Origin of the sequence: Roseovarius sp. CAU 1744 (assembly GCF_039839345.1) — a bacterium.
GTDB lineage: Bacteria > Pseudomonadota > Alphaproteobacteria > Rhodobacterales > Rhodobacteraceae > Roseovarius.
Genome location: NZ_JBDOQV010000004.1, coordinates 214,160 through 238,304, shown reverse-complemented (window position 1 = coordinate 238,304; position 24,145 = coordinate 214,160). Strand labels below are relative to the sequence as shown.

Sequence of the window (24,145 nt, the reverse complement as noted above, 5' to 3'; positions counted from 1 at the left end):
TTTAGGAATACCGACATGGCTGCAAAAGACGTAAAATTCGGCACGGACTCCCGTGACCGCATGCTCAAGGGCATCAATACGCTCGCCAACGCCGTCAAGGTCACGCTTGGCCCCAAGGGCCGCAACGTGGTCCTCGACAAATCCTACGGCGCGCCGCGCATCACCAAGGACGGTGTTACGGTCGCCAAGGAAATCGAACTGACCGACCCGTTTGAAAACATGGGCGCGCAACTGGTCAAAGACGTGGCATCGCGCACCAATGACGAGGCTGGCGACGGCACAACCACCGCCACGGTTCTCGCCCAGGCCATCGTCAAGGAAGGTATGAAATCGGTCGCTGCAGGCATGAACCCGATGGACCTCAAACGCGGTATCGACAAAGCGGTCACCGCCGTTGTTGCCGAGGTCAAGGCGATGTCGCGGCCTGTGGGCGATACGGCAGAGATCGCCAAAGTCGGCACTATCTCCGCAAACGGTGAGGCTGCTATCGGCCAACAGATCGCAGACGCCATGGGACGCGTCGGCAACGAAGGCGTCATCACCGTCGAAGAGAACAAGGGCCTCGAGACCGAGACAGAAGTGGTCGAGGGCATGCAGTTTGATCGTGGCTATCTCAGCCCGTATTTCATCACAGACATCGCCAAGATGACGGCGACCCTGGAAGACTGCGTCATCCTCCTGCACGAGAGGAAACTGACGTCTCTGGCCCCCATGGTGCCTTTGCTTGAGGCTGTCATGCAGGCGAACAAGCAGCTCTTGGTGATGGCCGAGGACATTGATGGCGAAGCGCTCGCAACCCTTGTGGTGAACAAGCTGCGCGGTGGCCTGAAAGTGGCCGGTGTCAAAGCGCCTGGTTTTGGGGATCGCCGCAAAGCGATGCTGGAAGATCTTGCCGTCCTGACGGGCGGACAGGTGATTTCCGAGGAACTGGGTATCAAGCTCGAAAATGTCACGATGGATATGCTTGGCGATGCCAAAAAGATCACAATCACCAAGGACACAACAACTGTGATCGACGGCGCAGGCGACAAAGAGGCTATCGCTTCTCGTGTCACCCAAATCCGTGCACAGATCGAAGAGACCACCTCGGACTACGACAAGGAAAAACTTCAGGAGCGGCTGGCCAAACTGGCGGGCGGTGTTGCGGTGATCAAAGTTGGTGGCGCGACCGAGATCGAAGTGAAAGAGCGCAAGGATCGGGTTGATGACGCCTTGAACGCAACTCGTGCGGCTGTCCAGGAAGGCGTCGTACCAGGCGGTGGCGTCGCACTTGTCCATGCGGGCAAGGTTCTGGAAGGGCTCAACGGAGACAACGCGGATCAGGATGCGGGTATCAAGATCATCCGCAAATCCCTCCATGCCCCACTGCGCCAAATTGCTGAAAACGCCGGTGTCGATGGCTCGGTCGTTGCTGGAAAAGTACTTGAGAACACCAGCAAGACGTTCGGCTATGATGCGCAGCTGGACCAGTACGGCGACATGTTGACGGCCGGTGTCATTGATCCGACGAAAGTCGTTAGGATCGCGCTTGAATACGCGGCATCGGTTGCAGGCCTGCTCGTCACTACCGAAGCGATGGTGGCTGACAAATCTGTCAAGTCCAGTGGCCACAGTATGCCCGACATGGAAAGCATGGGTGGTATGGGCGGCATGATGTAGAAGCGAGCTTTTGCTCGCGGCATTGGTACCAATCTTTATGAGCCGTGAGCGGCATATTTCTGAAGATGGCTCGCACCAACGACCCGACTTTGTCCAGTCGCTCTGCCCGCTGAATTAACCATGTCTGAAGGCTCCGCTTTCTAACATCAAATCGCTCCAAACTGATCTGTGTAAGCGTCGAAAACTGGAATGTAAGTTAGTTTGAGGATACTCGCTGAAAATTCAGCAGGAAGTGTGTTTCCGAGTTTCTCAGCGGCGCGCAAGGGGCAGTCCCCTTGAAAGAAACTCTTTTTTCGCGCGCCTCTTTTCCCTCGGAATGCCCAAGAAAGGACACTCCAATGAAACTCGATAAAGATACCATCTCGGAAAGGATGAAGTCCGTTAAGGCCAGCTGCGGAGGTGCGCCCTTCGGTGAAAAAAGAACGCAGGCGTGGAGACACTACAACGCTGCTGAAGCCGCGCACAAAGCAAACGACGACATCAAGACGAAACACGAACTCGACGCTGCCAGGAAAGCCCTTGCGTAAAAATTCAACGGCCGCGTGAAAAAGCGGGCCACGTTGCGCAAATGCAGAATGTAATGCGCCGGGACCTGAACCGCAGTCCATAATGGATTGCCTTATTTGATAGGAAGAAACGTGAAAAATGTAACACTGGTAGCTGCTCTCGCGAGTTCCATCGCGTTCTCTGCCAATGCGATGCCCGCCGAAATTGATACCGATGGCGACGGCATGGCATCCCTCGCTGAACTTCAGGTTTCATATCCTGAACTTACTGAGGAAATGTTCGGCGACATCGACACAAATGGTGATGGTTTCGTCGACGACGAGGAAATGGCTATCGCCGTCGAGCTTGGCAACCTCGCGGATCCTGAAACCGACTCCTGAAACCAAAGGTTGGAGTATGCGCTATGCACAATCGTGAATTGTTCAGATGGACCTTCACCGCCTCGGGGCTCTGGCTGATGTTGTCGCCATTCTTACTTCTCGGCGGCCAATCGGCTCTTAGCAATGCCCTCGTTGGCGATGCAGGACTGCTCATTCTCTCGGGGCTTTTGGCTTTGACCGTAGCGGGTTACGGCCACAACAAACATTACCTGGTCCAGACCTATCTGGGAGTTTCCTACGGTTTGATTTTGGTAGCGGCTCCTTGGCTGTTCGGATTCACCGAACCTGTGACCGCCTGGAATGCCGGCGCCGTCGGAACGGCTTTGGTTCTGGCGGGCCTTTATGTGGTGTTTCAGAAAATGCCGAAACATCACGCATAGTGAAAACACTGTGTGGGACGGAAAACGCCCCACACTTCTAATCGTTATCCCTGCCGATACTACTCACCCTGCATCTCCTCCGTAGATGGCCAGACGGACTGGATTAGGAGATTTCAACTTCAGACATGCCATCGAGGATTTGTCAGATGACAATCAAACAACTTCTCAAAGGTATTGACCGTCGGGTCATGACCATCAACCCAGCCGCGCGAATTGGCAAAGCTATTGCCAGCCTCGCGCGTGATGACACATCCGCACTCATTGTGACGATCGATGATCACCTTGTTCTGGGCATCTTGTCCAGCAGCGACGTCGTCAAATATCTGAACGAGCACGGTAACCTTGCAAATCACCTATTGGTCAGTGATCTGATGACACACGACGTGATTTCCTGCGAAACAACCGAGAAAGTTGAGCGGCTTGAAAAGCTCATGATCGAGCATCAGGTTCGCCACATCCCGATCACTGATCAAGGCACACTTTGCGCTGTGGTAGGCACTTTGGATATCGTGGCATTCCGAAGGGAAGCTGCCGAGAAAGAAGCGGGACAACTTCGTGACTATGTATCTGGTGTTATCTAGGGTTGTTGGGTTTTGATCGTGGTCAGCTGCGCTGTCCAGCTCTCGGCTCGAACCAAGTTCAGCATGATCCACAGCAAATGCTGCGGTTTCCGGGGTCGACGCGCGCACCGTAGGTGCGGATTTGAAACTGTCCTTGTCGAGCGGCTTTATTGCGGTTGTCGATCTGAGGCGCAGGAATGCGAACAGGATGAGCGATTTACGGACGGCCCCGGTGACTCCTAGTCAGCTTGACGCGCCAGAGTTCCAAAAAAGGTTTCCCCATATATCATCAGTAATTTGGAGGAGATCGCTTTGAATGGCGGTTTTCACATAGCCTCAGCCCATCTCGGAAGTGTCGAGTTTTCGCTGCGTACGCTCACTGCGAATTTATCGCAGCACTGCGGCAGAAATCCGCGCTGCGGTGTGGTGAAGAAACCGGCGCTTCATGGCTTCTGCAGCGAGACTTGCGAAGGCAATAGCCGGGACGCGGACCTTCTTACCATCCGTTGCGGCTGGAAAGGTTCCTGTCACCTCGCCAGCCGCTGACCCAGTATCGGGGAACACGGATCTGCGTTGTGCCGACCCAGTTCGCGTGCCCGAATTGGGATACGGGCTCTCCTGTTTCTACAACCTAACTACTTGCAATAGGCCCGGCGCATACACATATTAAGGGTGCAAAGCTTCTTCTTACGACCTTCTGTTTCCTAACGGCTCCAGTCGATCCGACGACGACACTGAGCCGGGCTATCGCGTTATGTGGATGGCAACAATTTAGGAGACAACACGATGGCCAATGGCACCGTGAAATGGTTCAACACCCAAAAAGGTTTTGGTTTTATCGCCCCTGAGCATGGATCGAAAGATATTTTCGTTCATATTTCCGCTCTTGAACGGGCAGGAATTCATCAGTTGGACGATGGACAAACTGCGACCTTCGACATCGAAAGCGGCCGGGACGGTCGCGAGTCGGCGAGTAATCTTGCACTGGCATAAGCCGGCTCTGGATTGAACTGCGGGGCGGGAGTGGCCCTGGGCTTTTCCCGCCTTCTTATTTGATATGCCCTATGATCGTCAGAAAGGTTATCCCGATACTCAATGGACTTAAAAACGTGATAGAAATTAACTGGGGAAAACCCCTGACCTTGATCTTGTCACCGGAAGGTGGCAGTCAAAAATTCACAACGATTGAACAGGCCTGCTACTGGCTCCGCAAGAAGTGGCCGGTTGCTGATCATCACAGAGACCTAGCTCTCGAACAGATTGACGCGGCGATGCATTGTCTGACAACAGTTGGCGCTGCCCGCAAGGCATGCATCGCGGCTGCAAAGACCGCTGGGTTCAAACTGGACCATGCGGGCGTCCGTGCAGAACCCGTAACCTGATACGACTGGCTCAGCACCTGCTTTGCGCGCCAGTTGACACCAGCGATCCAGGCACAGGAAACCTTTCTTAACTTTAGCCCGGCTGCTTCCGGTGCGCCCCGCAACAAGTCCGTCAAGGAGATCCAAATATGGTCAAACTAACAAAGACCACGTTGTTTAAAGCCTCTAAGCCCGCTGCGGAAACCGTGATGGACAAGACCACGCGCGTTGTGAGAAAAATGCTCATCGAGGAAACCGAACAACGCGAGATCAGGACAGCGCGCCTTCGCAAGGCCCGTCTAGAACGCGAGGCAGTTACGCCGAAGGAAACGGCCACGAAAGTGCCCAAAGGAACGCGCAAAAAACCCCCTGCCAAGGCCGTCTGACAGGCCCGACAGACGGCACAGACTGAACACAGGATGCGCCTCGGAAATCTGAGGTAGCTCGATCACTCCAAAAGAAAGGTTCTCGTTTGCGACCCTCTGAATGGACCCGGATTCTCGCCAAATATCGCGAACCGATCCTCTCCCGCAGCCTTTTCGAACTGACCGTAACTCTTGTGCCGTTTGTGGCGATCTGGGCTCTGGCCTGGTGGGCACTGTCGATCAGCCCCTGGCTCGCACTGGCGTTGGCATTGGCGAATTCTGCCTTCCTGGTCCGTTTGTTCATGATACAGCACGATTGCGGCCATGGCGCGTTCTTCAAGGATCGCCGTTGGGGTGACTGGCTGGGCCGGATTCTGGGGGTTTTGACGCTGACACCGTACGACGTTTGGCGCAGAACCCACGCTATTCATCATGCGACGACCGGCAATCTCGACCGGCGTGGCGTTGGTGACTTACCCACCCTGACAGTTCGGGAATATCGAGAAAAGCGCTGGATCGGCCGGATCTTGTATCGTTTGGTCCGCAATCCGGTTTTCCTGTTCGGGATCGTCCCCTTCTACACGTTTTTCCTGCAGAACCGGCTTCCGGTCGGTTTGATGCGATCAGGCTGGCAATATTGGTTCAGTGCGCTGGCAACCAACGCCGCTATTGGAGCCGCGCTCGGAGCGATCGGTTGGTTCAGCGGTTGGGACGTGCTGCTACTCGTGTTCCTGCCGACCATGCTGTTGGCTGCGATGACAGGGATGTGGCTCTTCTATGTCCAGCATCAGTTCGAGGACACCACCTGGGACGATGAGGAAAGCTGGAACGTGCACGATGCCGCCCTCCACGGAAGCTCGCACTATGACCTGCCATGCATCCTGCGCTGGATCACCGCCAATATCGGTGTTCACCATGTGCACCACCTGGCCAGCCGCATTCCATTCTATCGCCTGAGCGAGGTGGTCAGAGACCACGACATCCTCGCGCAGTCTCACCGCCTGACACTTTGGGAAAGCTTCCGCTGTGCACGGCTTCATCTCTGGGACGAGAAGAGCCGAAAACTGCTGTCCTTTTCGGATGCGCGGATGCTTGCTGCGTGAAGCTTTGTGCGGGGTCGTCAGCAAGCCTCAGTACACCGTTCAGGTTTGAGCCATATTGCACTTGAGCTGTACCAGGTTTCAACGAGCGCGATGCCCTCTCCCTATCATCACTGCGTAGCCGCAGAGCTGACACCAAGATAGGGCGGGTCACTGCCGATGTTCGGGTTGTATGTCTGCATTCCATTAAGGAATTTAAACAAGTCACTGTCTGTCGACAGAACGAGCGTCGTGCCATCGGAAATCATATCCTTGTAGGCCTGCATCGTGCGTGTAAACTCGTAAAATTCCGCGGCCTGGGGGCTAGCATCGTATGCGAGTGCATAAATCTCCGCCGCAGAGGCATCGGCCGCACCACGGATTTCCTCGACCGCACGATAGGCTTCGGACTGGATCTTGTTTAAATCACGAACCCGGTTGCCACGAATACGCGCCGCCTCGCCATTTCCTTCGGAAAGAAAGCGCTCGGCGATCTGACGACGTTCAGAAATCATTCGGTCGTAGATCTTTGGTCGCACGCTCTCATTGTAGTTGATCCGTTTGAACCTTATGTCGAGCAACTCGATCCCGAAGACTCGGACTTTCTGAGCAGCAGCCTTAAATATCTCCTGCTCGACAAGCGCACGGCCCTTCTGGATAGGAACCAGAGAACCGATATCCTGCGCTCGTTCTTCATCCGTCAATAGTGTGTCACGCAAAGGCGTCCGCCCCCGCGTCGTCCGGATGATCTCGATCAATTCATGCTTGGCAACGGCATTCCGCGTTTCGCTGCCGAGGATGTCATCAAGGCGTGACTGGGCGCTGCGTTCATCTCGAAGGCGCAGAAAATACTGCAGGGGCTCCGTTATTTTCCAACGCGCAAATAGATCGACCGAGATGTAGAGTTTGTCCTTGGTGGGCATGTCAGAGGGATTACCATCCCACTCCAACACCCGGCGGTCGATTGGATTGACGTCCTGAATGAATGGTACCTTCAGCTTTAGACCAGCGGTCGTGATCGGTTCTCCAACTGGCTTGCCGAATTGGGTGATAATGGCCTGTTCGACCTCGCTGATCGTGTAAACGGCGCTGGATGCAGCAAAAGTTGCTGCAGCAGCGATCACGGCGACGATGCCAGGTAGAATTTTCATGGTTTGTCGCCCTGTTGCTGGTCGAGGTTCAGAAGCGGCAGAATGCTACCCGTTGCACCATCGACAATTATTTTTGACCTGATTCCAGGCAGCACTGCCTGCATGGTTTCGATATAAATCCGTCGCCGAGTGACATTTGGCGCTTTTTCATACTCCGCCAGAAGCGCCGTAAACCGGGCTGCATCGCCTTCAGCCTCGTTGACACGCTTCAAACGATAGCCGTCCGCCTCGCGGATGCGCTGATCCTTTTCGCCCTCTGCTAGCGGGATGATTTTGTTGTATTCGCGGCGCGCTTCGTTGATCAGACGTTCCTTCTCCTGCTGGGCCTGGTTGACCTCGTTGAACGAAGCCTGAACCGGTTCGGGAGGGTTGATGTTCTTCAACTGCACCTGATCAATACTGATGCCCATGGCGTATTTCGTAGAAAGCGCCTGCATCTTCAATAGCGCCTCGCTCTCGATTTCCTGCCGGCCAATGGTGATGACCTCGTCGACTGTTCTGTCACCTACGACTTCGCGCATTACGGATTCTGAGACATAGCGCAATGTTGCGCCAGGCTCGCGTACTTCGAACAGGAATTTGACAGGATCGGAAATCCGGAACTGCACCACCCATTCCACAAGTGCCGCGTTCAGGTCGCCCGTGACCATTTCAGTCTCCCGGCGGCCATCTGTCGGACTTTGGTAGAGATCGCTTGCACCCGGTGTGGTAAAACCGAATTCCTGCTTCAACTGTCGCTTCACCGGGACAATGGTCGCCAGATCGATTCCGAGCGGCAGCTTGAAATGAAGTCCCGGAGGGACCTTGGCAGTAAATTTTCCAAAGCGCTGTATCACCGCGACCGAGTCGCTCGGGACTGTGTAATAGGATGACCATGCACCGAAGGCGACCACAGCCAAAGCACCGGCAGCGATCAGGTGCCTCATGGATGGGGGACCACCCGGGAACATTCCACCCAAACGTTCGCGTCCCTGCCGAAGAATTTCATCTACTTCCGGAGGCGCACGTTTTTGTTGATTCTTCCACGGCCCGCGATCTTCGGGGCCATTGTCTTGAGGCGGCATATGCTATCCTTCGCAAATAGGCTTTGATAGGAATATCCCTGCAGAGGAGCCCGCCGGGATATATCGATCTTCCATCGGGGGCTATTCCGCCAGAGTTGGCATGCCCTCATTTTCGGCGGTCTGGATCATTGAATCTTCTCGGTAACGGCTTTGCAGTTCTTGACGCTCTTCCTCCTGGTCCAACATCTCAATGTCAGACTCGGTCGAGCGCGCAGCTGAATATAGATAGCGTATCTGCATTTCGGAGACGCCATCGGCTTCCATCACGAGACGGGTCATCGGATCAGCCAGCATCTCTTCAAGCAAAAAATCAGCAAGGTGCTTGCCCGACAATTTGTCTTTCGCGCGGGCGCTGTTTAGATTCGCCAAGGTAACTGTAAGGTTGCGCTCTAGTCCGGGGTGCGATGCGCGCGGATGAAGATGCACAACCACTGAAGCTTCCCAATTTTTAGGATCCAGGTGGTTCGGCGGCGCAGAGAGCTCGGTTTCGAGATCGTATTCTCCCGCCGGGAGTGTTTCACTAAAACCAGGCACAGTGAACGGGCGAACGAAGATGGCAGTGCTTTTACAGAGTGGGCCTTTCATTTGCGCTCTCCCGTTGCTGCAACGCCGGTTCGGCGTCATTAATTTCGAGGAGAAATTCCCTCTCCCCGTTGTTTCTTATGAATCCTTCAGGTCTGCCACGGGCTTTTCAGGGCCGGTTTTGGACGCCTTGGTCTCATGCTCTTTTTCTGATGTTTCCTCAGGCTTCGGCTTTAGTGCGGCCGCCGCTCTGGTCGTCAGGTCCTTGAAAGACATTTATTTATCCCTTGATAGTCTGCAAACATTTGCAGGTATGATTGATATGGTGGCTGACGCCTCGATTTACTACGCAGCGATTCATGATAAGCACGTCGACCTGCAATTCTCTAAGCCCCAATTCTTGAAATCCCTCGGCATGTTTCGCCGATGGTTGGTCCACCCGATTTCGCCCGGACGCAGACATCCTCTGGAGCATTCGGTGCTTTTGGGGCGATGGATCACGACGCTTCGATCTCGAGCGCAGCCAAACAGGCCTGCGCCAGGTCACGATTAGGAGTTTCCGAACCGGGCATTGTTGCCCAGCCGGCACTTATCACCGCATCTCGCTGCTTGTAAGTTGATGCCTCCCGGATCGTTGTCAGTTTCGCGACGCGGTCAGAGTCGTTGCGGGACATATCGAGGCAAACGGGAAGCAACGCCGCGATCACATTGTCGTGGGACATGGCTTTGGCCATCTTGTTTGCGCCTCCGTCGGTTACCCAGCCACCCCAGGAAAATCCGACGACGCCGACAAAGACCGCGCCGATCAGGGCGCCATAGATGCCAGGTTTCAGCCATTCGGGAGTATTCAGTTCAAGTCCTCCAGCGGGGAACGCGCCGCTTCGCTCGCGTTCGCGTCGTTTTCAAATGCACGGTCGCGACACAGTGTCGCTTCCAAGTCTTTCTCGGTGGTTGGGCGCATCTCGGTGTGGCCAGCGCGGCCGCTTTTTCCATGCACCACCAGGTAGGTTGCTGTTCTGCGATAGGCCTCAAAACTCAGCCCATGCAGAGCTTCTTCTTCCACGACAACTTCATATTCGCCTGCTGGAAATTCGTCTGGGTATCCCGGCAGGGAAAACGAATGAGTAAATGTCACCATTGATCTGGACGACCGCGTGTTCATCATTGGGTCTCCGCCAACTTCGGTATGTGTCTGACACAAACGCCGCGTTTTGACCTGGACAAGGGCGCGGCGGTGCCAAATCTCTTGTGAACAATACAGTGTACTTCGCGGCCGGGCACTGATCGGTGTCAGTGTCCAGCCATTTTTATCAATCAGATCAATATATGCGGGTCTTAATCGACTATTAGGACGGCCACATCCTTTATCCCGCTGATCTGCATCAGCGCATTGCGGCGTCGTAACCTGTACTCTCGCTCTAACCCGGCGCTGTTTGGCGCTAATTCTAAGCAGGAGAACAAGATGACCGACAATGCGGTCAACCACCCCGATGGGAACAATTTCGATCGGTTTCTTTACGCCTCTGACGGCGAAGACAAAAACGGACAGGTCATCTCTCTCTCTGCGCTTACACGACTCGGTCTTGACCCATGGGAGGAGGCGTCAGAGTTGGGTGCGCTGTCGCGCGACGTCGCGCACAATCGTCTTAGCTCCCGGCTGTCCGGTTTCGGGGATGTCCCGGCACTTTTGCTTGAACATGGCCCAACGGCGAGAGAATTGGCGCATCTATTGCCTCAAGATCATTCCCAAGAACGAAGTCGGTCAGGTTTGTCAGCAAAACAGGGGTCGCCAATCTCCGGAGGAGCAATCGTTGCGATCCTATTGATACTTGCGCAGGTATTCTTCCTCGGCATCGCGGGATCAGGAAAGTGATCTCAGCACCTTCCCAAAGGACCAAGCCAGGTGATCGGACGAGATTGACCGTGCACGAAGAGGCAGCCCTTTGGGCGCTTGAAGAGCAGTTCTGGACCGGCGGTTTGGATGGCTCACGTGCGACAACCGCACAAGGTGCGGTCATGATCTTCCCCTATCCGGTCGGCATCCTTCAAGGCGACAAGATTTGGCAGTTTTTGAAACTTGAAACACCGTGGCGATCAGTCAGGATGTCGGATCGGAACTTTTCACGACGGCGCGACATTGTGGTCCTCGCCTATGGGGTCTCGGCAGAAAAGCCGGATACAGTAATCTTAGAGGCGTTCTGCGCGTCCGCCTATCTTCTCGATCATGGGAAATGGATACGACTTTCCCACCAGCAGACTGACATTTCGTGATCTTGAGAATTGCGAATACGAATTTCATCCCTGCAGTGGCCATGCTGTGCCGCAATAGCGGCGCGCCAGGCCTTTAGCTCAGGGTTGAAAACCTGCTCATGCTGCAACGGAAACAAATATGCTGCAGCCGCTAACATACGTCAGTGCGGACAACCGCGGTAACCTACAACGTGCAGCGTGTTCGCCGAATATCCGGCAACACAGTTTTTCCGAGTATCAAAGAGGCGCTTGAGCTGGACAGGTCCCGATAACGTCTGTCTGGTTCAAGCGCCTCTAGTTCGCGGAAAGTCCAGGAAAGGACAATCCAATGACATCCGAGACAGACAAGATTTCCGAAAAGATGAAAGCCGTCAAAAATGCCTGCGATACAGCTCCAACCGGGCTCAAGAAGGACGTGGCCATGAAGCATTATCAGGCTGCGGAAAAGGCATCTACGGAAGATGACGAAGTCGAAACACTCAAGGAACTCGACGCGGCAACACTAGCGCTTTCATGACACGCTGCTGACGTAGTCAACGGGGACACCCTCCGCGTGCCGACGGGTGGCTCTTGTCATTTTAAGATCGGCCCGATGTGTTCCAGATATGTCGGGTCGAACTGTGCCAGTGCAACCAGGCGATCATAGTTGTCGAACGTTACGTGGCCGTCGCGAAACGTGACCAGCTTGTCCTCTCTTAGTTTTCGCAGGACCCTATTGACATGCACCGCACTCAATCCCAATGCATCAGCGAGATGGTATTGTGTCAGCGGACAGGCATAGCCTTCCTTGTTCCCCATACCGACAAGCGCCAATCTAACCCCGAGTTCGAGCAGAAAGTGTGCCATGCGTTCGTCTGCATCACGGCGCCCAAGCCCAACCAGATGTTCGACCACCATCGCCTCATCCCGTGAAGCCGCCCAGAGTATGGCTGTCGCAAGTCGCGGGGTCCGCGCGAAGGCCCCCAAAAGGTCGCCAGCCAGAACTTCGGCAGCCTGGATATCTACAATTGGCTCTATACTGTGATCCGACACATGCAGCAGTACGCTGCGCAATCCCAAAAAATCCCCAGGTATCTGAAAATCGACGATCTGGCGCGACCCGTCCGGCTGGATTTTATACGAACACGCCCAGCCCGCGGCCAGAATATATGCCGCTTGCTTCGACTGTCCCTGATGAACAAGGTCACGGCCGGCGACGAAGGACCTGCGCCGCTTGTGTAACCCTTCCAATACCGCAAGCTCGTTCTCGGACAGCGCAACAAATGCAGAAATCTTTTGGGTCAGCGGGCTGTTCTTGATGGCGTTCACGTGCGCCTCCTACACGGGCGAGGAAATTAAGAAGCAGCTGGCGCGGAGGCTGCTTTCGATCAGTCCGGTACATAGCATTTACTGTAAAGTTGTCGAAGTTCAACAGGCACCCACATGTTGCAGAACTCAATTACACTGAAAAGGATGCCCGACGATGCCCGACCAGACAGATCATTCCGGAAAGGCTGCTTTTTCGATTTGCGAAGCGATCCTACTTGCCCTGAACGATCACAAGGTTCTTCCCGAACACGAGATCGAAGGAATTCTTCGGGATGCTGCGACAACGCATGAGAATGCCAGCGGCACTGAAGCGGAAATGGCGACACACCAAGCCGTCGCAAATCTGATCAAAACAATCATTGCTGATGGCAACTCGGTTCGGCGGCCGTGAACCTGGCCTTGGAATGCCAAAGACCCGCGCCCAAGGATAGACCCGGATGTTGTCTCTCCTGGAAGATGCCCGATCGGACGCCAATCTCTGATCATGACTTAAGCGACCGGCGCCGTCGGGCCGAAAAAACAGGAAAAGTTACGCATTGCGCGGCAGCGATGGAAATAACGTGATAAAGTCAGACATAGCTCGTCTGTTATCAACTCAGAGCTAACCTGCGTAAGTGCCCTGAGGGCGGTAAAGTGGTTAAGTGCGTTATGCCTCCTGATTGCTCAGTTGGTATTGTGCTCATGAGTATCAGAGAGGCGCGAAATTACGCCAATCCCCAGAAGAACTGTCCCTATTTTGCGCCTCTTTTTCTCACGCAGTTCGGGAAAGGACACTCATATGAAACTCAACACCATCACAACTGCGGAAAAGATGAATTCCGTCAAAGCCAGCTGCGACGAGGCGCCTTTCGGTGAAAAAAAGTTGCGGCAACAAAGCACTACAATGCCGCTGAGGCTGCAAATGTAGCGAAGAACGATGCAGAGACGAACAAAGAGCTCGACGCAGCATTGCTCGCTCTTGAGTGATATCAAGCTTTTGGGCGTGATGGTCTCGTCAAAAGCGACGAAACGGCAGCCGCGGACGAGTCTGGCACCTTTGCAATACCTAAGGCTGAATCCTTAAATCCTATCATCGGAGTATGTGTTATGCGGAATCGAGAGTTGTTCAGATTGACCTTCACAACCTCTGGGCTCTGGCTGTTGCTCTCACCATTCTTGCTGCTCGGCGGCCAATCAGCGTTGAGCAATGCTGTCATTGGTGAAGCGGGAACACTTATGATACTAGGTCTGCTTGCTCTATTTGTAGCGGGCTACAGCTTCAACAGGAATGAGTTGGTGCGAGCGTATTTGGGTCTCGTATTAGGTTTGTTCGTCTTTGCTGCCCCGTGGATAGTTGAATTCGCCGAGACCGTGGCGACTTGGAACGCTCGTATTGTCGGCACTATCCTGGCTCTGATCGCGCTCAATCAGTACAAATCAGAAGAAAGCTTCTAGAAAAGCTTTTGCGCGACGGAAGGCGCCCTGAGCATATCTGATAATGTGGGTCATAGTTGGCACCATGAACAGGACCACCTTAAAGTTGAATTCGCTGATGGGCTGTAGGATGGTTGTCTGCTGCCGATGTCGACATTCCGAAAAACTTTGACGACGGACAGTTGGTCACCCATCGAGTTAGGCAGTGAGAGATAGTGGTCCGGTGATCTCCACGGGCATCCGCGTTCCCGAATACAGGTTCAGCGACAGGCGAGGTGACAGAATACTATCCAGCCGCCGCGGACGGTAAGAAGGTCCCGCATCGATACCGAAGAAACCGGATGCGGCACAGGGTCGGTTCAATTTCCCGCAGATCAACAGGGGTGAACGACCGGTTCAGTGAAATCCGCTACGTCGCCGAAAATCCACCGCTGCTGATGCGAACGTTTTCTGCGTCAGCAATAGCCGTGCCAGCAAAAGGCGGGTCTGTCCCGCAAAGCGGGCACTTGCCTTAACCCGACTTCTTGATCCTCCGGGCCGCCATCACGTCGCGGCCGAGCATCAGGGTATAGGCCTCAAGCTCGTGAAGGGCGGTTTCGGCGGCGGGGGCGTTGGTTGTCTCGATCGCATCGGCAATCCGGGTATGGAGGCGCAGGATCTCTTCTCGGGAGCGGGCGGTGAAGGTGATCATGTTCATCAGCGGCTGCATCGCCTCGACCGCCCCGGCCAGCTGATAGGACAGGACCGGGTTGCCCGCCGCATCGACCAGCGCCCGGTGAAAGGTCACGTCCGAGGCGCAGAACGATTCGTCGCTCAGTCCCGGCTGGCCCTGGCGGTGGATCTCGGCCCGCATGGTGGCAAGGTGATCGGGGCTGCGGCGTTCGGCGGCCAACGGGGCACAGGCGCGTTCCAGCGCATAGCGCGCCTCGCAGGCCACGTCGAAGCTGACCGCGTTCATGCTCAGCAGCAGGGTCGATGTCGTGATCTGCTGGCCATAGGCCTCTTCATAGCTCAGACGGTTCACGAAGGCGCCGCCGAACGCCCCGCGCTGGGTGCGGATCAGCGACTGCGCTGCAAGCCGCTTGAGTGCCTCGCGCACGGTCGGGCGCGAGACGTTGAATTGATCAGCCAACTCTGCCTCGGAGGGCAGGCGTTGGTCGACGATCATGTCCCCGTTGACGATCGCATCGCGGATCGCCTGCGCAATCTGCGCCGACAGGTCGGTCTTGTTCTCTGGGTTAATTTTCATTTGTCATACATTTAAATGTCTGACATTTTAAAAGCAAGTCCTGAGTCGGAGGAAGAGACCCGGTGCACAGCATCCTGAAGACCCCGTTGCGCAGCCTGATGTGGCTGGGCTTCTTCGTCGCCATCCTGGCGGCGTGGTGGGTGATGTACACCATGGCGATGGACATGGATCTGGACCTGATCGGACGGCCCGGCGCGGCGGGCGAGGCGATGCGCCGGATGGACCCGCGCATGGACATGTACATGCCGATGGCGCATTTCGGGCCGCTTTTTGCCATGTGGGCGATCATGATGGCGGCGATGATGCTGCCGACATTGGTGCCCACGCTGCGCAGCTATGAGGATTTGATGACCAGCGCCAATGGCAGCCGCGCGGGCTGGCTGGGTGTCCTGCTGGGCTATTTTGCCACCTGGGTCGCCTTTGCGGCGCTGATCACGGCGGTGCAGCTTGCGTTGCTTTTCGGCGGGGTCGTCGACATGCTTGGCATTGCCAGGTCGCAGGTTTTTGCCGGCCTGTTGCTGGTGGCGGTGGGCCTGTTCCAGTTCACCCGCGCCAAGGAGGTCTGCCACGGCGTCTGCCACAGCCCGATGATGTATTTTCTAGGGCATTGGCGCGCCGGATTTGCCGGCGGGTTGCGAATGGGTCTGGGCCTGGGCGCCTTTTGCGTCGGCTGCTGCTGGGGGTTCATGGCGCTGGGCTTTGTCGGCGGGGTGATGAGCCTCTTGTGGATGGGGCTGGCGACGCTGTTCATGGTTCTGGAGAAACTGCCGCAGATTGGTCATCACGTGACCCGACCGATGGGCGCGGCGCTGATATTCGGTGGGCTGGCCGTTCTGGCCCTGCCGCATGCAAACGGAGGATAGACAATGGCGACGAAAACAAAATCCGAGGCCGAAAAACCCGCCCCGGCCGAATGGGCGATCAAGGGAGAGCTTTTTCTCAACTGTTCATGCACCGTGTTCTGTCCCTGCGTGGTCAGCCTTGGTGCCTACCCTCCGACCGAAGGGTATTGCCATGCCTGGATGGCCGTTGCGATCGACGAAGGCCATTACGCGGGCGAGGATCTGAGCGGGCTGAACGTGGGGATCCTGGCCGATATTCCGGGCCGGATGGGCGAAGGCAACTGGAAGGTGGCGCTCTATGTCGATGAGCGCGCCAGTGACGCCGCCCATGACGGGCTGTTGCAGATCTTCTCGGGGCAGGCGGGGGGCACGACGGGCCTCTTCACCATGCTGGTCAGCGAAGTGCTCGGGGCCGAGCGCGAGAAGGTCGAGATCGTTCGCGAAGGCACCAAACGGGGCATCTACATCGGCCGCAAGATCGCTGGCGAGATCGAGATGATTGACGGGCTGAGCCCCGATCACCCGGTGATGATCACCAATTCGAAATACTGGATGGGGCCGGATATCATCGCCGCCAAGGGGCTGAAATCGCGGGTGCGTGACTATGGCCGGGTCTGGGATTTTGGCGGCAAATCGGCCGAGATCTGCCCGATCGACTGGAAAGGGCCGAACTAAGATGGCGCAACTGTCACCGTCGCGCCGGGTGCGCCGGACGCCGTTTTCCGACGGTGTCGAAGCCGCCGGGGTCAAGGCCTATACCGTCTACAACCGGATGCTGCTGCCCACCGTCTTTGCCAGCCCGGTCGAGGATTATCACCACCTGAAGCAGGCGGTGCAGGTCTGGGACGTGTCCTGCGAAAGGCAGGTGCAGGTCAAGGGGCCCGATGCGCTGAGGCTGATCCAGTTGCTGACCCCGCGCGACTTGTCGAAGCTGGCGCCGAACCGGTGCCTCTATATCCCCGTCACCGACCAGGGCGGCGGGATGCTGAACGACCCGGTGCTGATACAGGCCGGCCCGGATACCTTCTGGATTTCGATCGCCGACAGCGATCTGCTGATGTGGGTCAATGCCATTGCGGGCTGCAATGATTTCAATGTCCAGGTGACGGAACCGGACGTGTCGCCGCTGGGCGTTCAGGGGCCCAGGGCCGACGACCTAATGGCGCAGGTTTTCGGCGACCGTGTTCGCGACCTGAAATTCTTTGGCTGTGACCGGTTCGCCTTTGACGGCTTTGATTTCCTGATTGCGCGGTCGGGCTATTCCAAACAGGGCGGGTTCGAGATCTACGTTGAGGGTTCCGAGCGCGGGATGCCGTTGTGGAACACCCTGTTCGAAGCGGGCAAGCCGCTGGATGTGCGGGCAGGGGGGCCAAACCTGATGGAGCGTATCGAGGGCGGGCTCTTGTCCTACGGCAACGACATGACCAGCGCGAATTCTCCGCTGGAATGCGGGCTGGGCAAATATGTCAGCGCCAGCCAGCTGGGCAGCTGTTTTGGCGGGCGCGCCCTGCGCGAGGAAATCGAGGCCGGAAGCAAGCGAATGATCCGCGCGATCGAAATCGATGGCGGCGAGGTGCCGGGCTGTGACAGGGCGTGGCCACTGCGCGCGGGCGGCGCGGCGGTGGGGCAGGTGACATCTGCCGCGTGGTCGCCGGATTTTGCCACCAATGTCGCCATCGGCATGGTGGACGCGGGCCATTGGGGCGCGGGCAGCGAGTTGGAAGTCGAGACACCGCAGGGCGCGCGACAGGCGCGCGTGCGCGACGGCTTCTGGAACTGACGAAACACGGACATTCCCCGGCGTACCGGTGGTCGGGCGCGGGCTGAAAAGATGAGAGGAAACAGGATGTTCAAGGCACTGGTTGTTGAAAAGGATGAGGAAAGCGGCAAGACAAGCGCAGCCGTGACCGAACTGGGCATGGATGATCTGCCCGAGGGCGAGGTCACCGTTGCGGTCGAATTTTCCACCGTGAACTACAAGGACGGGCTGTGCATCGGGCCGGGCGGCGGGCTGGTGCGGAAATATCCGCATGTGCCGGGGATCGATTTTGCCGGTACGGTCGAGGCATCGTCGGATGATCGCTACAAACCCGGCGACAAGGTGGTGCTGACCGGCTGGCGCGTGGGCGAGGCGCATTGGGGCGGCTATTCCCAGCGGGCGAATGTACGTGCCGACTGGCTGGTGCCGCTGCCCGCAGGGCTGAACACCCGTCAGGCGATGGCCGTGGGCACCGCCGGGTTCACCGCGATGCTGGCGGTCATGGCGCTGGAGGATCACGGGCTGGAAACCGGGCACGGACCGGTCCTGGTAACCGGCGCCGCAGGCGGGGTCGGCAGCGTGGCCACGGCGATTCTGGCCAATCTGGGACATGAGGTGGCAGGCGTCACCGGGCGACCTGAAACAGCGGAGTATCTCAAATCGCTGGGGGCCACGCAGATCGTCGCCCGCGAAGAGATCAATGAGACGACCAAGCGCCCGCTGGAATCCGAAACCTGGGCCGGCTGTGTCGATGCCGTGGGTGGCGCAATGCTGGCGCGGGTTCTGGGGCAGATGAAATACGGCGCCTCGGTCGCCGCGGTGGGGCTTGCTGGCGGTGCGGGGCTGCCGGCGACGGTCATACCCTTCTTGCTGCGCGGCGTGAACCTGTTGGGTATCGACAGCGTGATGCAGCCCTATGACAACCGCCTGCGCGCCTGGGAGAGGATCGCCAAGGACCTGCCGATGGACAAGCTTGAGGCGATGATCCATCCCGCGGTCCTGTCGGACCTGCCGGGGCTGGGCGCGGATATCCTGAAGGGCCAGGTCAAGGGCCGCGTTGTCGTGGATGTGAACGCCTGAGCCAATAAAACAAGCCTGAATCGTGAAGACACCCGGCCCGGCGCCGGGTGTTTTTTCGGTGCTAATGATAAAGTTTCGCCCGCTTTGTGCCCTACTTAGAACAAATCGAATGACGATCCTCTTTCCTGATTGATTTCAGGAGGCGCAGATGGGTTTCAAGTACGATTTCGACATGTTTTCGACTATGCCCGACGAGGTGCGCCAGGAATTCCAGGGAATGCTGAACGATATCGGCTTGGGCGCGATCGGTACCGAGCAAAAAGCGCTTTTCCGCGATCCCGCGCTGGTGGATGCCCTGTCCGGTGCCGACGAACAGGTCAGGAACCTCTTTCTGGCCTCCGGTTTCGGCCTCAATGTCTATGACAGCGGCGCCCCCGACGGCCGTTACCCCGGCCACGATGAAGAAGCCCGCAATGCCTGCGTCCGCAAGCTGGCGGAAAATGTCGCCACGGCCGAGGGGCTGACCGAGGCCAACTGGAACGGTTTCGACATCGGGGGTTTCCTGGATTACCTCGCCGTCGCCCGTCCCATGGACGAGATCGAGATGCAGGCGATTGCCAAGGCCCAAGCCACCGGGAAAAGAAAAAGTTCCCTGCTTCGCCTGGGGTTGGTCGCCGGCGCCGCGATGGTCACGATATCGACGGTCGGCATTTTGCTGGGAACGCTCGGTAGCTGATCCCGGACACCCGGATTTTATTGACCGCCGGGCGGCTCGCGGCACCCGGCGCTTGAAACGCCCGTAGCCATTGGCCGCGCGCGCGTGGTGTCACCTTGGACAACGAAGAATTGATGCCCCGCAGTTTGCGGCAGATGCCGTGAACGGGCGGCACCGGCTTGTTGCGGTGGTGTTCGTGCATGCCACGGCCGCATCGCGCAACGGTTGAAACAGATCGTGGTGCCATAGGTCCGTGCCAAGAAGCTTTCTCCGCAGAAGAACGACCGGCCCCTGGCCGGGTCTGGGAATTCGTGGGAAAGCGATGTGCCTGCCTGCGCCAGGACCCGCGGGGCACGCGAATCACCGTGCAGATTCGGATCCCATCCACGGGAATTGGCCTGAAATCCGATCTTTTTTCTGGGAGGTGTGAGTAAGATTTGCCCGGCTGTCAGAAATTTATGGGAATTCGCGGGAATTTATTTCCGCATGGTTGGGCGTCGAGTGAATGTCCATATATTGTGGTTAAATGCCAAAATTACACCATATAGCGCGTCATCTTGCCTGCTGCAACCACATCATCTTGTTTTTGAGGTGGGTGAAAAACAAGATGATGTGCCGAAAGGGTGCAAGTTTTTATTGATTTCCGTGAATTCCCATGGCATCCCTATAACCACGATGAGGACGGGAAGACATAGGGGCAACAAAGAACCCCGAACCAAAACTCCCAAGTCAGGTTTCATACAGGCCCCGCTTTCATCGCAACGAAGGATCCGGCGCGCGGGCGAGCAGACATCCCCCCAGGTGGCGCGCGCAGCTGGACATACCCCGCAAGAGCGGGACGAGGGCGGCGGATTGGGCAGTGGCAGCAGCTCAATCCGCCGTTTCGTTTTTAAGAGGTTCATTGGGGGTGAAGAGAGGCGGACGGGACAGTGGTTCTCAGCTTCAGAGGCGAGTTCAACCCGAAGGTTGACAGCAAGGGTCGGATGTCGATCCCTGCTGATTTTCGCGCTGTGCTGGCCGATGGTGATCCGCGGTGTCCCGAAAACCCGCTGCCGCGTCTGGTGGTGCTTCACGGTCCCCATCTGAAGGGGTGCCTGCACGCCTATACCATTGACGCGATGGCCGAGATCGAGGCCGGTATCCGCAAGCTCCCGCGCGGCTCGGTCGAGCGCAAGCGCGCCAGCCGCCTGATCCTTGGGAAATCCTGGGACACCGAGATTGAAAAGGACGGCCGCATCGTCCTGCCCCAGCATCTGCGCCAGCAGATCGGTCTTGAGGGGGAGGCGACGATGGTGGCCATGGGCGATTATTTCGAGATCTGGAACAAGGCCACCTATGACGAGGTCGAGGCCGCCGAGACCAACGCATGGCTTGAGGAAATGCCGGACGACTACGATCCGCTTTCTCTGATCAGCCCGCCGGACGAGGGTTGAGGCATGGGGAGTGCTGCCGCCGTTACCCCCCATGTCCCGGTCCTGATAGGGCCCCTGATCGAAGCCTGCACACCGATTGAGGGTACATGGCTGGACGGGACGTTTGGCGCCGGCGGATATGCGCGCGCGCTGCTGGAGGCGGGCGCGGACCGGGTGATCGGCGTGGACCGGGACCCGCTGGCGCTGGAGCTGGCGGCGGCGTGGGCCGCGGAGTACGGCGATCGGCTGACGCTGGTGCAGGGCGTGTTTTCCCGGCTGGATGACCATGCCAGCGATCTGGATGGCGTGGTGTTGGATCTGGGCGTCAGCTCGATGCAGCTTGACCGGGCAGAACGCGGATTTTCCTTCATGAAGGACGGCCCGCTGGACATGCGGATGAGCCAGCAGGGGACCACCGCCGCAGATCTGGTCAATGAGGCATCTGAGGCGACGCTGGCCGATATCCTCTTTCTGTACGGCGAAGAGCGCGCCAGCCGCCGCATCGCCCGCGCCATCGTGAAGGCCCGGGCAGTGGCGCGGATAACCACCACGCTGCAGCTGGCGGAAATCATCGAGAGATGCCTGCCCCGCGCCAAGCCGGGCCAGGCCCATCCCGCAACCCGTTCTTTCCAGGCGATCCGCATCGCGGTGAACGAGGAGTATGGCGAATTGCTGGGCGGGCTGGAAGCGGCGGAACGGGCGCTGAAACCAGGCGGGCAGCTTGCCGTGGTCACGTTTCACTCGATCGAGGATCGCATGGTCAAACGTTTCCTGCAGGCGCGTTCCGGCGGCAGCGGGCGCGGCAGCCGTCACGCGCCAGAGACGCAGAAAGAGGCGCCGCAATTCACACTCAGGAATCGCAAGGCAATCGGCCCGGATGATCGCGAACTGGCCGATAACCCGCGCGCGCGCAGCGCCAAGCTGCGCGTGGCCGTCCGCACCGACGCCGCGCCCGGCAAGACCGACCGCAAGGCCATCGGGATGCCAGTATTGAAAGGGGAAATCTGATGCGCAGCCTTTTCTATGTCATGACCGCCTTGAGTGTGATCGGTCTGGCCTTCTGGGCCTATCACGAGAATTACGAGACGCAGGAAGCGCTGAGCAAGGCCGAGAAGCTGCAGCGCGATATCTCGAAGGCGCGCCAGCGGCTCAGGGTGTTGAACGCCGAATGGGCCTATCTGAACCGCCCCGATCGCCTGCGCGACCTGGCGGAGATCAACTTTGACAGGCTGGGCCTCTTGCCCTTGCAGCCCTACCAGTTCGGCAAGATCGACCAGGTCGCCTATCCGCCTGAAGAGTTGCTGCCGATTACCGACCCCGTAGATGTCATCAACCTGGAGCTGGCCGAATGATCCGTACCCCGCTTCGTCCCCTGGCCCGTATCCTGGACGCCCGCAGCAAGGGCGAAAACCCGGATGCCATCGAACGCGAGAATATCCGCCTGCGTCACGAGGAGATGCGCGACCGCGCCCGCACCCGTGCCGAAGGGCGCCTGCTGGTCATGGGGGTGATGTTCTTTTGCGCCTTTGTCGTCATCGGCGGGCGCATGGGGGTGTTGGCCAGCTCCGAGCCGACCGAGCCGCGCAGTTCCATCGCCGGCGCCGGCATCATCGCCGAGCGCGCCGACATCGTTGACCGCAAGGGCCGCATCCTGGCGACGAATTTCGAAACCCACAGCCTTTATGCGCAACCCCAGCAGATGATCGAGCCGCGAAGGGCCGCGGAACGGCTGGCGGAGATCTTTCCCGACCTGGCGGAGGAGAGGCTGTTCAAAGATTTTACCGGCAAGCGCAAGTTCCTGTGGATCAAGAAGAAAATCAGCCCTGAACAGATGCAGGCCGTGCACGAGCTGGGCGAGCCTGGCCTGATGTTCGGCCCGCGAGAAATGCGGCTGTATCCCAATGGCAGCCTGGCGGCGCATGTGCTGGGCGGGGCCAGCTTTGGCCGCGAAGGTGTCCATGCGGCCGAGGTGATCGGGGTTGCGGGTGTGGAAAAGCAGTTCGACAAACGGCTGCGCGACCCCGCCCGCGGGCATGAACCGCTGCAGCTGTCGCTGGACCTGACGATCCAGTCGGTCACCGAGCGGGTGCTCTATGGGGGCATGCGGCTGATGAATGCCAAGGGCGCCGCCGCCGTGCTGATGGACATCAGGACCGGCGAAGTGATCGCGCTGGCCTCGCTGCCGGATTTCGACCCCAACAACCGCCCGCGCCCGCCGGTCGAGGGCAGCCCGTCGGACAGCCCGCTTTTCAACCGGGCGGTACAGGGTGTCTATGAGCTGGGCAGCACCTTCAAGATCTTCGCGGTTGTACAGGCGATGGAGCTGGGGCTGGTCAATCCCTCGACCATCATCGACATCAAGGGGCCGCTGCGCTGGGGCAAGCACAGGATCCGCGACTTTCACGATTTCGGCAAAGAGCTGAGCGTCAGCGGCGTGATCGTCAAATCCTCGAATATCGGGACGGCGCGCATCGCCCAGATGATCGGTGCCGAGCGCCAGCAGGAGTTCCTGCGCAGCCTCGGGTTCTTCGAACCGACGCCGCTCGAGATTGTCGAGGCCAAAGGGGGCAAGCCGCTCTTGCCGCGGAAATGGTCGGAGATTTCGACGATGACGATTTCCTACGGCCACGGCCTGTCGTCCAGCCCGCTGCACCTTGCCGCCGGATACGCGACGATCGCCAATGGCGGCACACTGGTCACGCCGACGCTGCTGAAACAGCCGCGCGGGCAGTTGGGGCCGCGGGTGATGTCGGAACGTTCGGCGGCGGCGGCGCGCAAGATGCTGCGCGAGGTTGTGACCGAGGGCACGGCCAGCTTTGCCGAGGTCAAGGGCTATGCAGTTGCGGGCAAGACCGGCACCGCCGACAAACCCAAGGAGCGCGGTGGCGGCTATTACAAGGACAAGGTGATCGCTACCTTCGCCAGTTTCTTTCCGGCAAATGACCCGCAATATGTCCTGGTGGTGACGCTGGACGAGCCGGTCGAGACCTCGGGCAAGAAACCCCGCCGCACCGCCGGATGGACGGCGGTTCCGGTCGCTGCCGAGATCATCCGGCGCGTTGCGCCGCTGCTGGGCCTGCGGCCAGAGATTGAACCTTCCGAGTTAAGCGGTATAACCCTTACATCCAATTGACCCGGAGATAAGGGGG

General features: G+C 57.9%; 32 protein-coding genes. 24 read left to right on the top strand and 8 right to left on the bottom strand.

Annotated features, from left to right (window positions below; translation table 11 throughout):
* The first annotated feature begins 15 nt into the window (after positions 1-15).
* The 9 genes from groL (at position 16) to AAFO92_RS09855 (ending at position 6,315) form a co-directional block, all read left to right on the top strand.
* Complete coding sequence (groL, locus tag AAFO92_RS09895; RefSeq protein WP_347534572.1) at positions 16-1,659, top strand: chaperonin GroEL; 1,644 nt, start codon at positions 16-18, stop codon at positions 1,657-1,659.
* Between the two features lie 338 nt (positions 1,660-1,997).
* Complete coding sequence (locus AAFO92_RS09890; protein WP_347534571.1) at positions 1,998-2,186, top strand: hypothetical protein; 189 nt, start codon at positions 1,998-2,000, stop codon at positions 2,184-2,186.
* Positions 2,187-2,297: 111 nt separating this feature from the next.
* Positions 2,298-2,546, top strand: a complete 249-nt coding sequence (locus AAFO92_RS09885) for a hypothetical protein (protein ID WP_347534570.1) — start codon at positions 2,298-2,300, stop codon at positions 2,544-2,546.
* Between the two features lie 23 nt (positions 2,547-2,569).
* Positions 2,570-2,926 (top strand): hypothetical protein, encoded by a 357-nt coding sequence (locus tag AAFO92_RS09880; protein ID WP_347534569.1) that lies wholly within the window; start codon positions 2,570-2,572, stop codon positions 2,924-2,926.
* Between the two features lie 146 nt (positions 2,927-3,072).
* Complete coding sequence (locus tag AAFO92_RS09875; RefSeq protein ID WP_347534568.1) at positions 3,073-3,507, top strand: CBS domain-containing protein; 435 nt, start codon at positions 3,073-3,075, stop codon at positions 3,505-3,507.
* 765 nt (positions 3,508-4,272) lie between these two features.
* Positions 4,273-4,479 carry a cold-shock protein gene (locus AAFO92_RS09870; protein WP_347534567.1) on the top strand — a complete coding sequence of 69 codons (207 nt, stop codon included), beginning with the start codon at positions 4,273-4,275 and terminating at the stop codon, positions 4,477-4,479.
* 71 nt (positions 4,480-4,550) lie between these two features.
* A complete protein-coding gene (locus AAFO92_RS09865; RefSeq protein WP_347534566.1) occupies positions 4,551-4,868 on the top strand; it encodes a DUF982 domain-containing protein in 318 nt (105 codons plus the stop codon).
* Between the two features lie 128 nt (positions 4,869-4,996).
* The gene (locus AAFO92_RS09860; protein ID WP_347534565.1) at positions 4,997-5,233 is read left to right on the top strand and encodes a hypothetical protein; all 237 of its coding nucleotides are present in this window, start codon (positions 4,997-4,999) and stop codon (positions 5,231-5,233) included.
* An 86-nt stretch (positions 5,234-5,319) separates the two neighbouring features.
* The gene (locus tag AAFO92_RS09855; protein ID WP_347534564.1) at positions 5,320-6,315 is read left to right on the top strand and encodes a fatty acid desaturase; all 996 of its coding nucleotides are present in this window, start codon (positions 5,320-5,322) and stop codon (positions 6,313-6,315) included.
* A gap of 107 nt (positions 6,316-6,422) precedes the next feature.
* On the opposite strand, the gene hflC is transcribed toward AAFO92_RS09855, so the two are convergent.
* The 6 genes from hflC to AAFO92_RS09825 form a co-directional block, all read right to left on the bottom strand.
* Positions 6,423-7,442, bottom strand: coding sequence for a protease modulator HflC (gene hflC / locus AAFO92_RS09850; protein WP_347534563.1), 1,020 nt, complete (start codon positions 7,440-7,442; stop codon positions 6,423-6,425).
* Positions 7,439-8,506, bottom strand: coding sequence for an FtsH protease activity modulator HflK (gene hflK / locus AAFO92_RS09845; RefSeq protein WP_347534562.1), 1,068 nt, complete (start codon positions 8,504-8,506; stop codon positions 7,439-7,441). The genes hflC and hflK overlap by 4 nt, the downstream gene beginning before the upstream one ends.
* Before the next feature lie 81 nt (positions 8,507-8,587).
* Positions 8,588-9,091 (bottom strand): hypothetical protein, encoded by a 504-nt coding sequence (locus AAFO92_RS09840; RefSeq protein WP_347534561.1) that lies wholly within the window; start codon positions 9,089-9,091, stop codon positions 8,588-8,590.
* A 75-nt stretch (positions 9,092-9,166) separates the two neighbouring features.
* Positions 9,167-9,304, bottom strand: a complete 138-nt coding sequence (locus tag AAFO92_RS09835) for a hypothetical protein (RefSeq protein ID WP_347534560.1) — start codon at positions 9,302-9,304, stop codon at positions 9,167-9,169.
* Positions 9,305-9,525: 221 nt separating this feature from the next.
* Positions 9,526-9,762 carry a hypothetical protein gene (locus AAFO92_RS09830; RefSeq protein WP_347534559.1) on the bottom strand — a complete coding sequence of 79 codons (237 nt, stop codon included), beginning with the start codon at positions 9,760-9,762 and terminating at the stop codon, positions 9,526-9,528.
* A gap of 113 nt (positions 9,763-9,875) precedes the next feature.
* Positions 9,876-10,193 (bottom strand): hypothetical protein, encoded by a 318-nt coding sequence (locus AAFO92_RS09825; RefSeq protein WP_347534558.1) that lies wholly within the window; start codon positions 10,191-10,193, stop codon positions 9,876-9,878.
* Positions 10,194-10,490: 297 nt separating this feature from the next.
* On the opposite strand from AAFO92_RS09825, the gene AAFO92_RS09820 reads away from it, so the two are divergent.
* The 3 genes from AAFO92_RS09820 to AAFO92_RS09810 all read left to right on the top strand — a co-directional run bounded on the left by AAFO92_RS09820 (position 10,491) and on the right by AAFO92_RS09810 (position 11,795).
* Complete coding sequence (locus AAFO92_RS09820) at positions 10,491-10,901, top strand: hypothetical protein (RefSeq protein ID WP_347534557.1); 411 nt, start codon at positions 10,491-10,493, stop codon at positions 10,899-10,901.
* Positions 10,902-10,951: 50 nt separating this feature from the next.
* Positions 10,952-11,299: a hypothetical protein gene (locus tag AAFO92_RS09815; RefSeq protein WP_347534556.1), complete on the top strand. Its 348-nt coding sequence runs from the start codon at positions 10,952-10,954 to the stop codon at positions 11,297-11,299.
* 307 nt (positions 11,300-11,606) lie between these two features.
* Positions 11,607-11,795 carry a hypothetical protein gene (locus AAFO92_RS09810; RefSeq protein ID WP_347534555.1) on the top strand — a complete coding sequence of 63 codons (189 nt, stop codon included), beginning with the start codon at positions 11,607-11,609 and terminating at the stop codon, positions 11,793-11,795.
* A 56-nt stretch (positions 11,796-11,851) separates the two neighbouring features.
* Here the strand turns inward: AAFO92_RS09810 and AAFO92_RS09805 are convergent, their stop codons facing one another.
* A complete protein-coding gene (locus AAFO92_RS09805) occupies positions 11,852-12,586 on the bottom strand; it encodes a Crp/Fnr family transcriptional regulator (RefSeq protein ID WP_347534554.1) in 735 nt (244 codons plus the stop codon).
* A gap of 154 nt (positions 12,587-12,740) precedes the next feature.
* Between AAFO92_RS09805 and AAFO92_RS09800 the strand changes: the two genes are divergently transcribed.
* The 3 genes from AAFO92_RS09800 to AAFO92_RS09790 all read left to right on the top strand — a co-directional run bounded on the left by AAFO92_RS09800 (position 12,741) and on the right by AAFO92_RS09790 (position 14,020).
* On the top strand, positions 12,741-12,977 hold the full coding sequence (locus AAFO92_RS09800) for a hypothetical protein (protein WP_347534553.1): 237 nt from the start codon (positions 12,741-12,743) through the stop codon (positions 12,975-12,977).
* Positions 12,978-13,364: 387 nt separating this feature from the next.
* Entirely contained in the window at positions 13,365-13,493 is a 129-nt protein-coding gene (locus AAFO92_RS09795) for a hypothetical protein (RefSeq protein ID WP_347534552.1), read from the top strand.
* A 203-nt stretch (positions 13,494-13,696) separates the two neighbouring features.
* On the top strand, positions 13,697-14,020 hold the full coding sequence (locus tag AAFO92_RS09790; RefSeq protein ID WP_347534551.1) for an SPW repeat protein: 324 nt from the start codon (positions 13,697-13,699) through the stop codon (positions 14,018-14,020).
* Positions 14,021-14,510: 490 nt separating this feature from the next.
* Here AAFO92_RS09790 and AAFO92_RS09785 read toward each other — a convergent pair whose 3' ends face one another.
* Complete coding sequence (locus AAFO92_RS09785) at positions 14,511-15,248, bottom strand: FadR/GntR family transcriptional regulator (RefSeq protein ID WP_347534550.1); 738 nt, start codon at positions 15,246-15,248, stop codon at positions 14,511-14,513.
* Between the two features lie 98 nt (positions 15,249-15,346).
* On the opposite strand from AAFO92_RS09785, the gene AAFO92_RS09780 reads away from it, so the two are divergent.
* From AAFO92_RS09780 to AAFO92_RS09740, 9 genes are all read left to right on the top strand, one after another.
* Positions 15,347-16,111: a DUF2182 domain-containing protein gene (locus tag AAFO92_RS09780; protein WP_347534942.1), complete on the top strand. Its 765-nt coding sequence runs from the start codon at positions 15,347-15,349 to the stop codon at positions 16,109-16,111.
* A 3-nt stretch (positions 16,112-16,114) separates the two neighbouring features.
* Entirely contained in the window at positions 16,115-16,765 is a 651-nt protein-coding gene (locus AAFO92_RS09775) for a DUF1326 domain-containing protein (protein WP_347534549.1), read from the top strand.
* 1 nt (position 16,766) lies between these two features.
* Complete coding sequence (locus tag AAFO92_RS09770; protein ID WP_347534548.1) at positions 16,767-17,870, top strand: dimethylsulfoniopropionate demethylase; 1,104 nt, start codon at positions 16,767-16,769, stop codon at positions 17,868-17,870.
* A gap of 66 nt (positions 17,871-17,936) precedes the next feature.
* Positions 17,937-18,929, top strand: coding sequence for an acryloyl-CoA reductase (gene acuI / locus AAFO92_RS09765; RefSeq protein WP_347534547.1), 993 nt, complete (start codon positions 17,937-17,939; stop codon positions 18,927-18,929).
* Between the two features lie 148 nt (positions 18,930-19,077).
* Positions 19,078-19,605 (top strand): hypothetical protein, encoded by a 528-nt coding sequence (locus tag AAFO92_RS09760; protein WP_347534546.1) that lies wholly within the window; start codon positions 19,078-19,080, stop codon positions 19,603-19,605.
* A gap of 962 nt (positions 19,606-20,567) precedes the next feature.
* Positions 20,568-21,017: a division/cell wall cluster transcriptional repressor MraZ gene (locus AAFO92_RS09755; RefSeq protein ID WP_347534545.1), complete on the top strand. Its 450-nt coding sequence runs from the start codon at positions 20,568-20,570 to the stop codon at positions 21,015-21,017.
* A gap of 3 nt (positions 21,018-21,020) precedes the next feature.
* Positions 21,021-22,004, top strand: coding sequence for a 16S rRNA (cytosine(1402)-N(4))-methyltransferase RsmH (gene rsmH, locus AAFO92_RS09750; RefSeq protein WP_347534544.1), 984 nt, complete (start codon positions 21,021-21,023; stop codon positions 22,002-22,004).
* On the top strand, positions 22,004-22,348 hold the full coding sequence (locus AAFO92_RS09745) for a cell division protein FtsL (RefSeq protein WP_347534543.1): 345 nt from the start codon (positions 22,004-22,006) through the stop codon (positions 22,346-22,348). Before rsmH ends, AAFO92_RS09745 begins: the two co-directional genes overlap by 1 nt.
* The gene (locus AAFO92_RS09740) at positions 22,345-24,129 is read left to right on the top strand and encodes a penicillin-binding protein 2 (protein ID WP_347534542.1); all 1,785 of its coding nucleotides are present in this window, start codon (positions 22,345-22,347) and stop codon (positions 24,127-24,129) included. Before AAFO92_RS09745 ends, AAFO92_RS09740 begins: the two co-directional genes overlap by 4 nt.
* The last annotated feature ends 16 nt before the right edge of the window (positions 24,130-24,145 follow it).

Coding starts and splice junctions, on each gene's coding strand:
- groL (WP_347534572.1), top strand. CDS start 16: ATGGCTGCAAAAGACGTAAAATTCGGCACGGACTCCCGTGACCGCATG.
- AAFO92_RS09890 (WP_347534571.1), top strand. CDS start 1,998: ATGAAACTCGATAAAGATACCATCTCGGAAAGGATGAAGTCCGTTAAG.
- AAFO92_RS09880 (WP_347534569.1), top strand. CDS start 2,570: ATGCACAATCGTGAATTGTTCAGATGGACCTTCACCGCCTCGGGGCTC.
- AAFO92_RS09875 (WP_347534568.1), top strand. CDS start 3,073: ATGACAATCAAACAACTTCTCAAAGGTATTGACCGTCGGGTCATGACC.
- AAFO92_RS09870 (WP_347534567.1), top strand. CDS start 4,273: ATGGCCAATGGCACCGTGAAATGGTTCAACACCCAAAAAGGTTTTGGT.
- AAFO92_RS09865 (WP_347534566.1), top strand. CDS start 4,551: ATGATCGTCAGAAAGGTTATCCCGATACTCAATGGACTTAAAAACGTG.
- AAFO92_RS09860 (WP_347534565.1), top strand. CDS start 4,997: ATGGTCAAACTAACAAAGACCACGTTGTTTAAAGCCTCTAAGCCCGCT.
- hflC (WP_347534563.1), bottom strand. CDS start 7,442: ATGAAAATTCTACCTGGCATCGTCGCCGTGATCGCTGCTGCAGCAACT.
- hflK (WP_347534562.1), bottom strand. CDS start 8,506: ATGCCGCCTCAAGACAATGGCCCCGAAGATCGCGGGCCGTGGAAGAAT.
- AAFO92_RS09840 (WP_347534561.1), bottom strand. CDS start 9,091: ATGAAAGGCCCACTCTGTAAAAGCACTGCCATCTTCGTTCGCCCGTTC.
- AAFO92_RS09835 (WP_347534560.1), bottom strand. CDS start 9,304: ATGTCTTTCAAGGACCTGACGACCAGAGCGGCGGCCGCACTAAAGCCG.
- AAFO92_RS09830 (WP_347534559.1), bottom strand. CDS start 9,762: ATGGCCAAAGCCATGTCCCACGACAATGTGATCGCGGCGTTGCTTCCC.
- AAFO92_RS09825 (WP_347534558.1), bottom strand. CDS start 10,193: ATGATGAACACGCGGTCGTCCAGATCAATGGTGACATTTACTCATTCG.
- AAFO92_RS09820 (WP_347534557.1), top strand. CDS start 10,491: ATGACCGACAATGCGGTCAACCACCCCGATGGGAACAATTTCGATCGG.
- AAFO92_RS09810 (WP_347534555.1), top strand. CDS start 11,607: ATGACATCCGAGACAGACAAGATTTCCGAAAAGATGAAAGCCGTCAAA.
- AAFO92_RS09800 (WP_347534553.1), top strand. CDS start 12,741: ATGCCCGACCAGACAGATCATTCCGGAAAGGCTGCTTTTTCGATTTGC.
- AAFO92_RS09795 (WP_347534552.1), top strand. CDS start 13,365: ATGAAACTCAACACCATCACAACTGCGGAAAAGATGAATTCCGTCAAA.
- AAFO92_RS09785 (WP_347534550.1), bottom strand. CDS start 15,248: ATGAAAATTAACCCAGAGAACAAGACCGACCTGTCGGCGCAGATTGCG.
- AAFO92_RS09780 (WP_347534942.1), top strand. CDS start 15,347: ATGTGGCTGGGCTTCTTCGTCGCCATCCTGGCGGCGTGGTGGGTGATG.
- AAFO92_RS09775 (WP_347534549.1), top strand. CDS start 16,115: ATGGCGACGAAAACAAAATCCGAGGCCGAAAAACCCGCCCCGGCCGAA.
- AAFO92_RS09770 (WP_347534548.1), top strand. CDS start 16,767: ATGGCGCAACTGTCACCGTCGCGCCGGGTGCGCCGGACGCCGTTTTCC.
- acuI (WP_347534547.1), top strand. CDS start 17,937: ATGTTCAAGGCACTGGTTGTTGAAAAGGATGAGGAAAGCGGCAAGACA.
- AAFO92_RS09760 (WP_347534546.1), top strand. CDS start 19,078: ATGGGTTTCAAGTACGATTTCGACATGTTTTCGACTATGCCCGACGAG.
- AAFO92_RS09755 (WP_347534545.1), top strand. CDS start 20,568: ATGTCGATCCCTGCTGATTTTCGCGCTGTGCTGGCCGATGGTGATCCG.
- rsmH (WP_347534544.1), top strand. CDS start 21,021: ATGGGGAGTGCTGCCGCCGTTACCCCCCATGTCCCGGTCCTGATAGGG.
- AAFO92_RS09745 (WP_347534543.1), top strand. CDS start 22,004: ATGCGCAGCCTTTTCTATGTCATGACCGCCTTGAGTGTGATCGGTCTG.
- AAFO92_RS09740 (WP_347534542.1), top strand. CDS start 22,345: ATGATCCGTACCCCGCTTCGTCCCCTGGCCCGTATCCTGGACGCCCGC.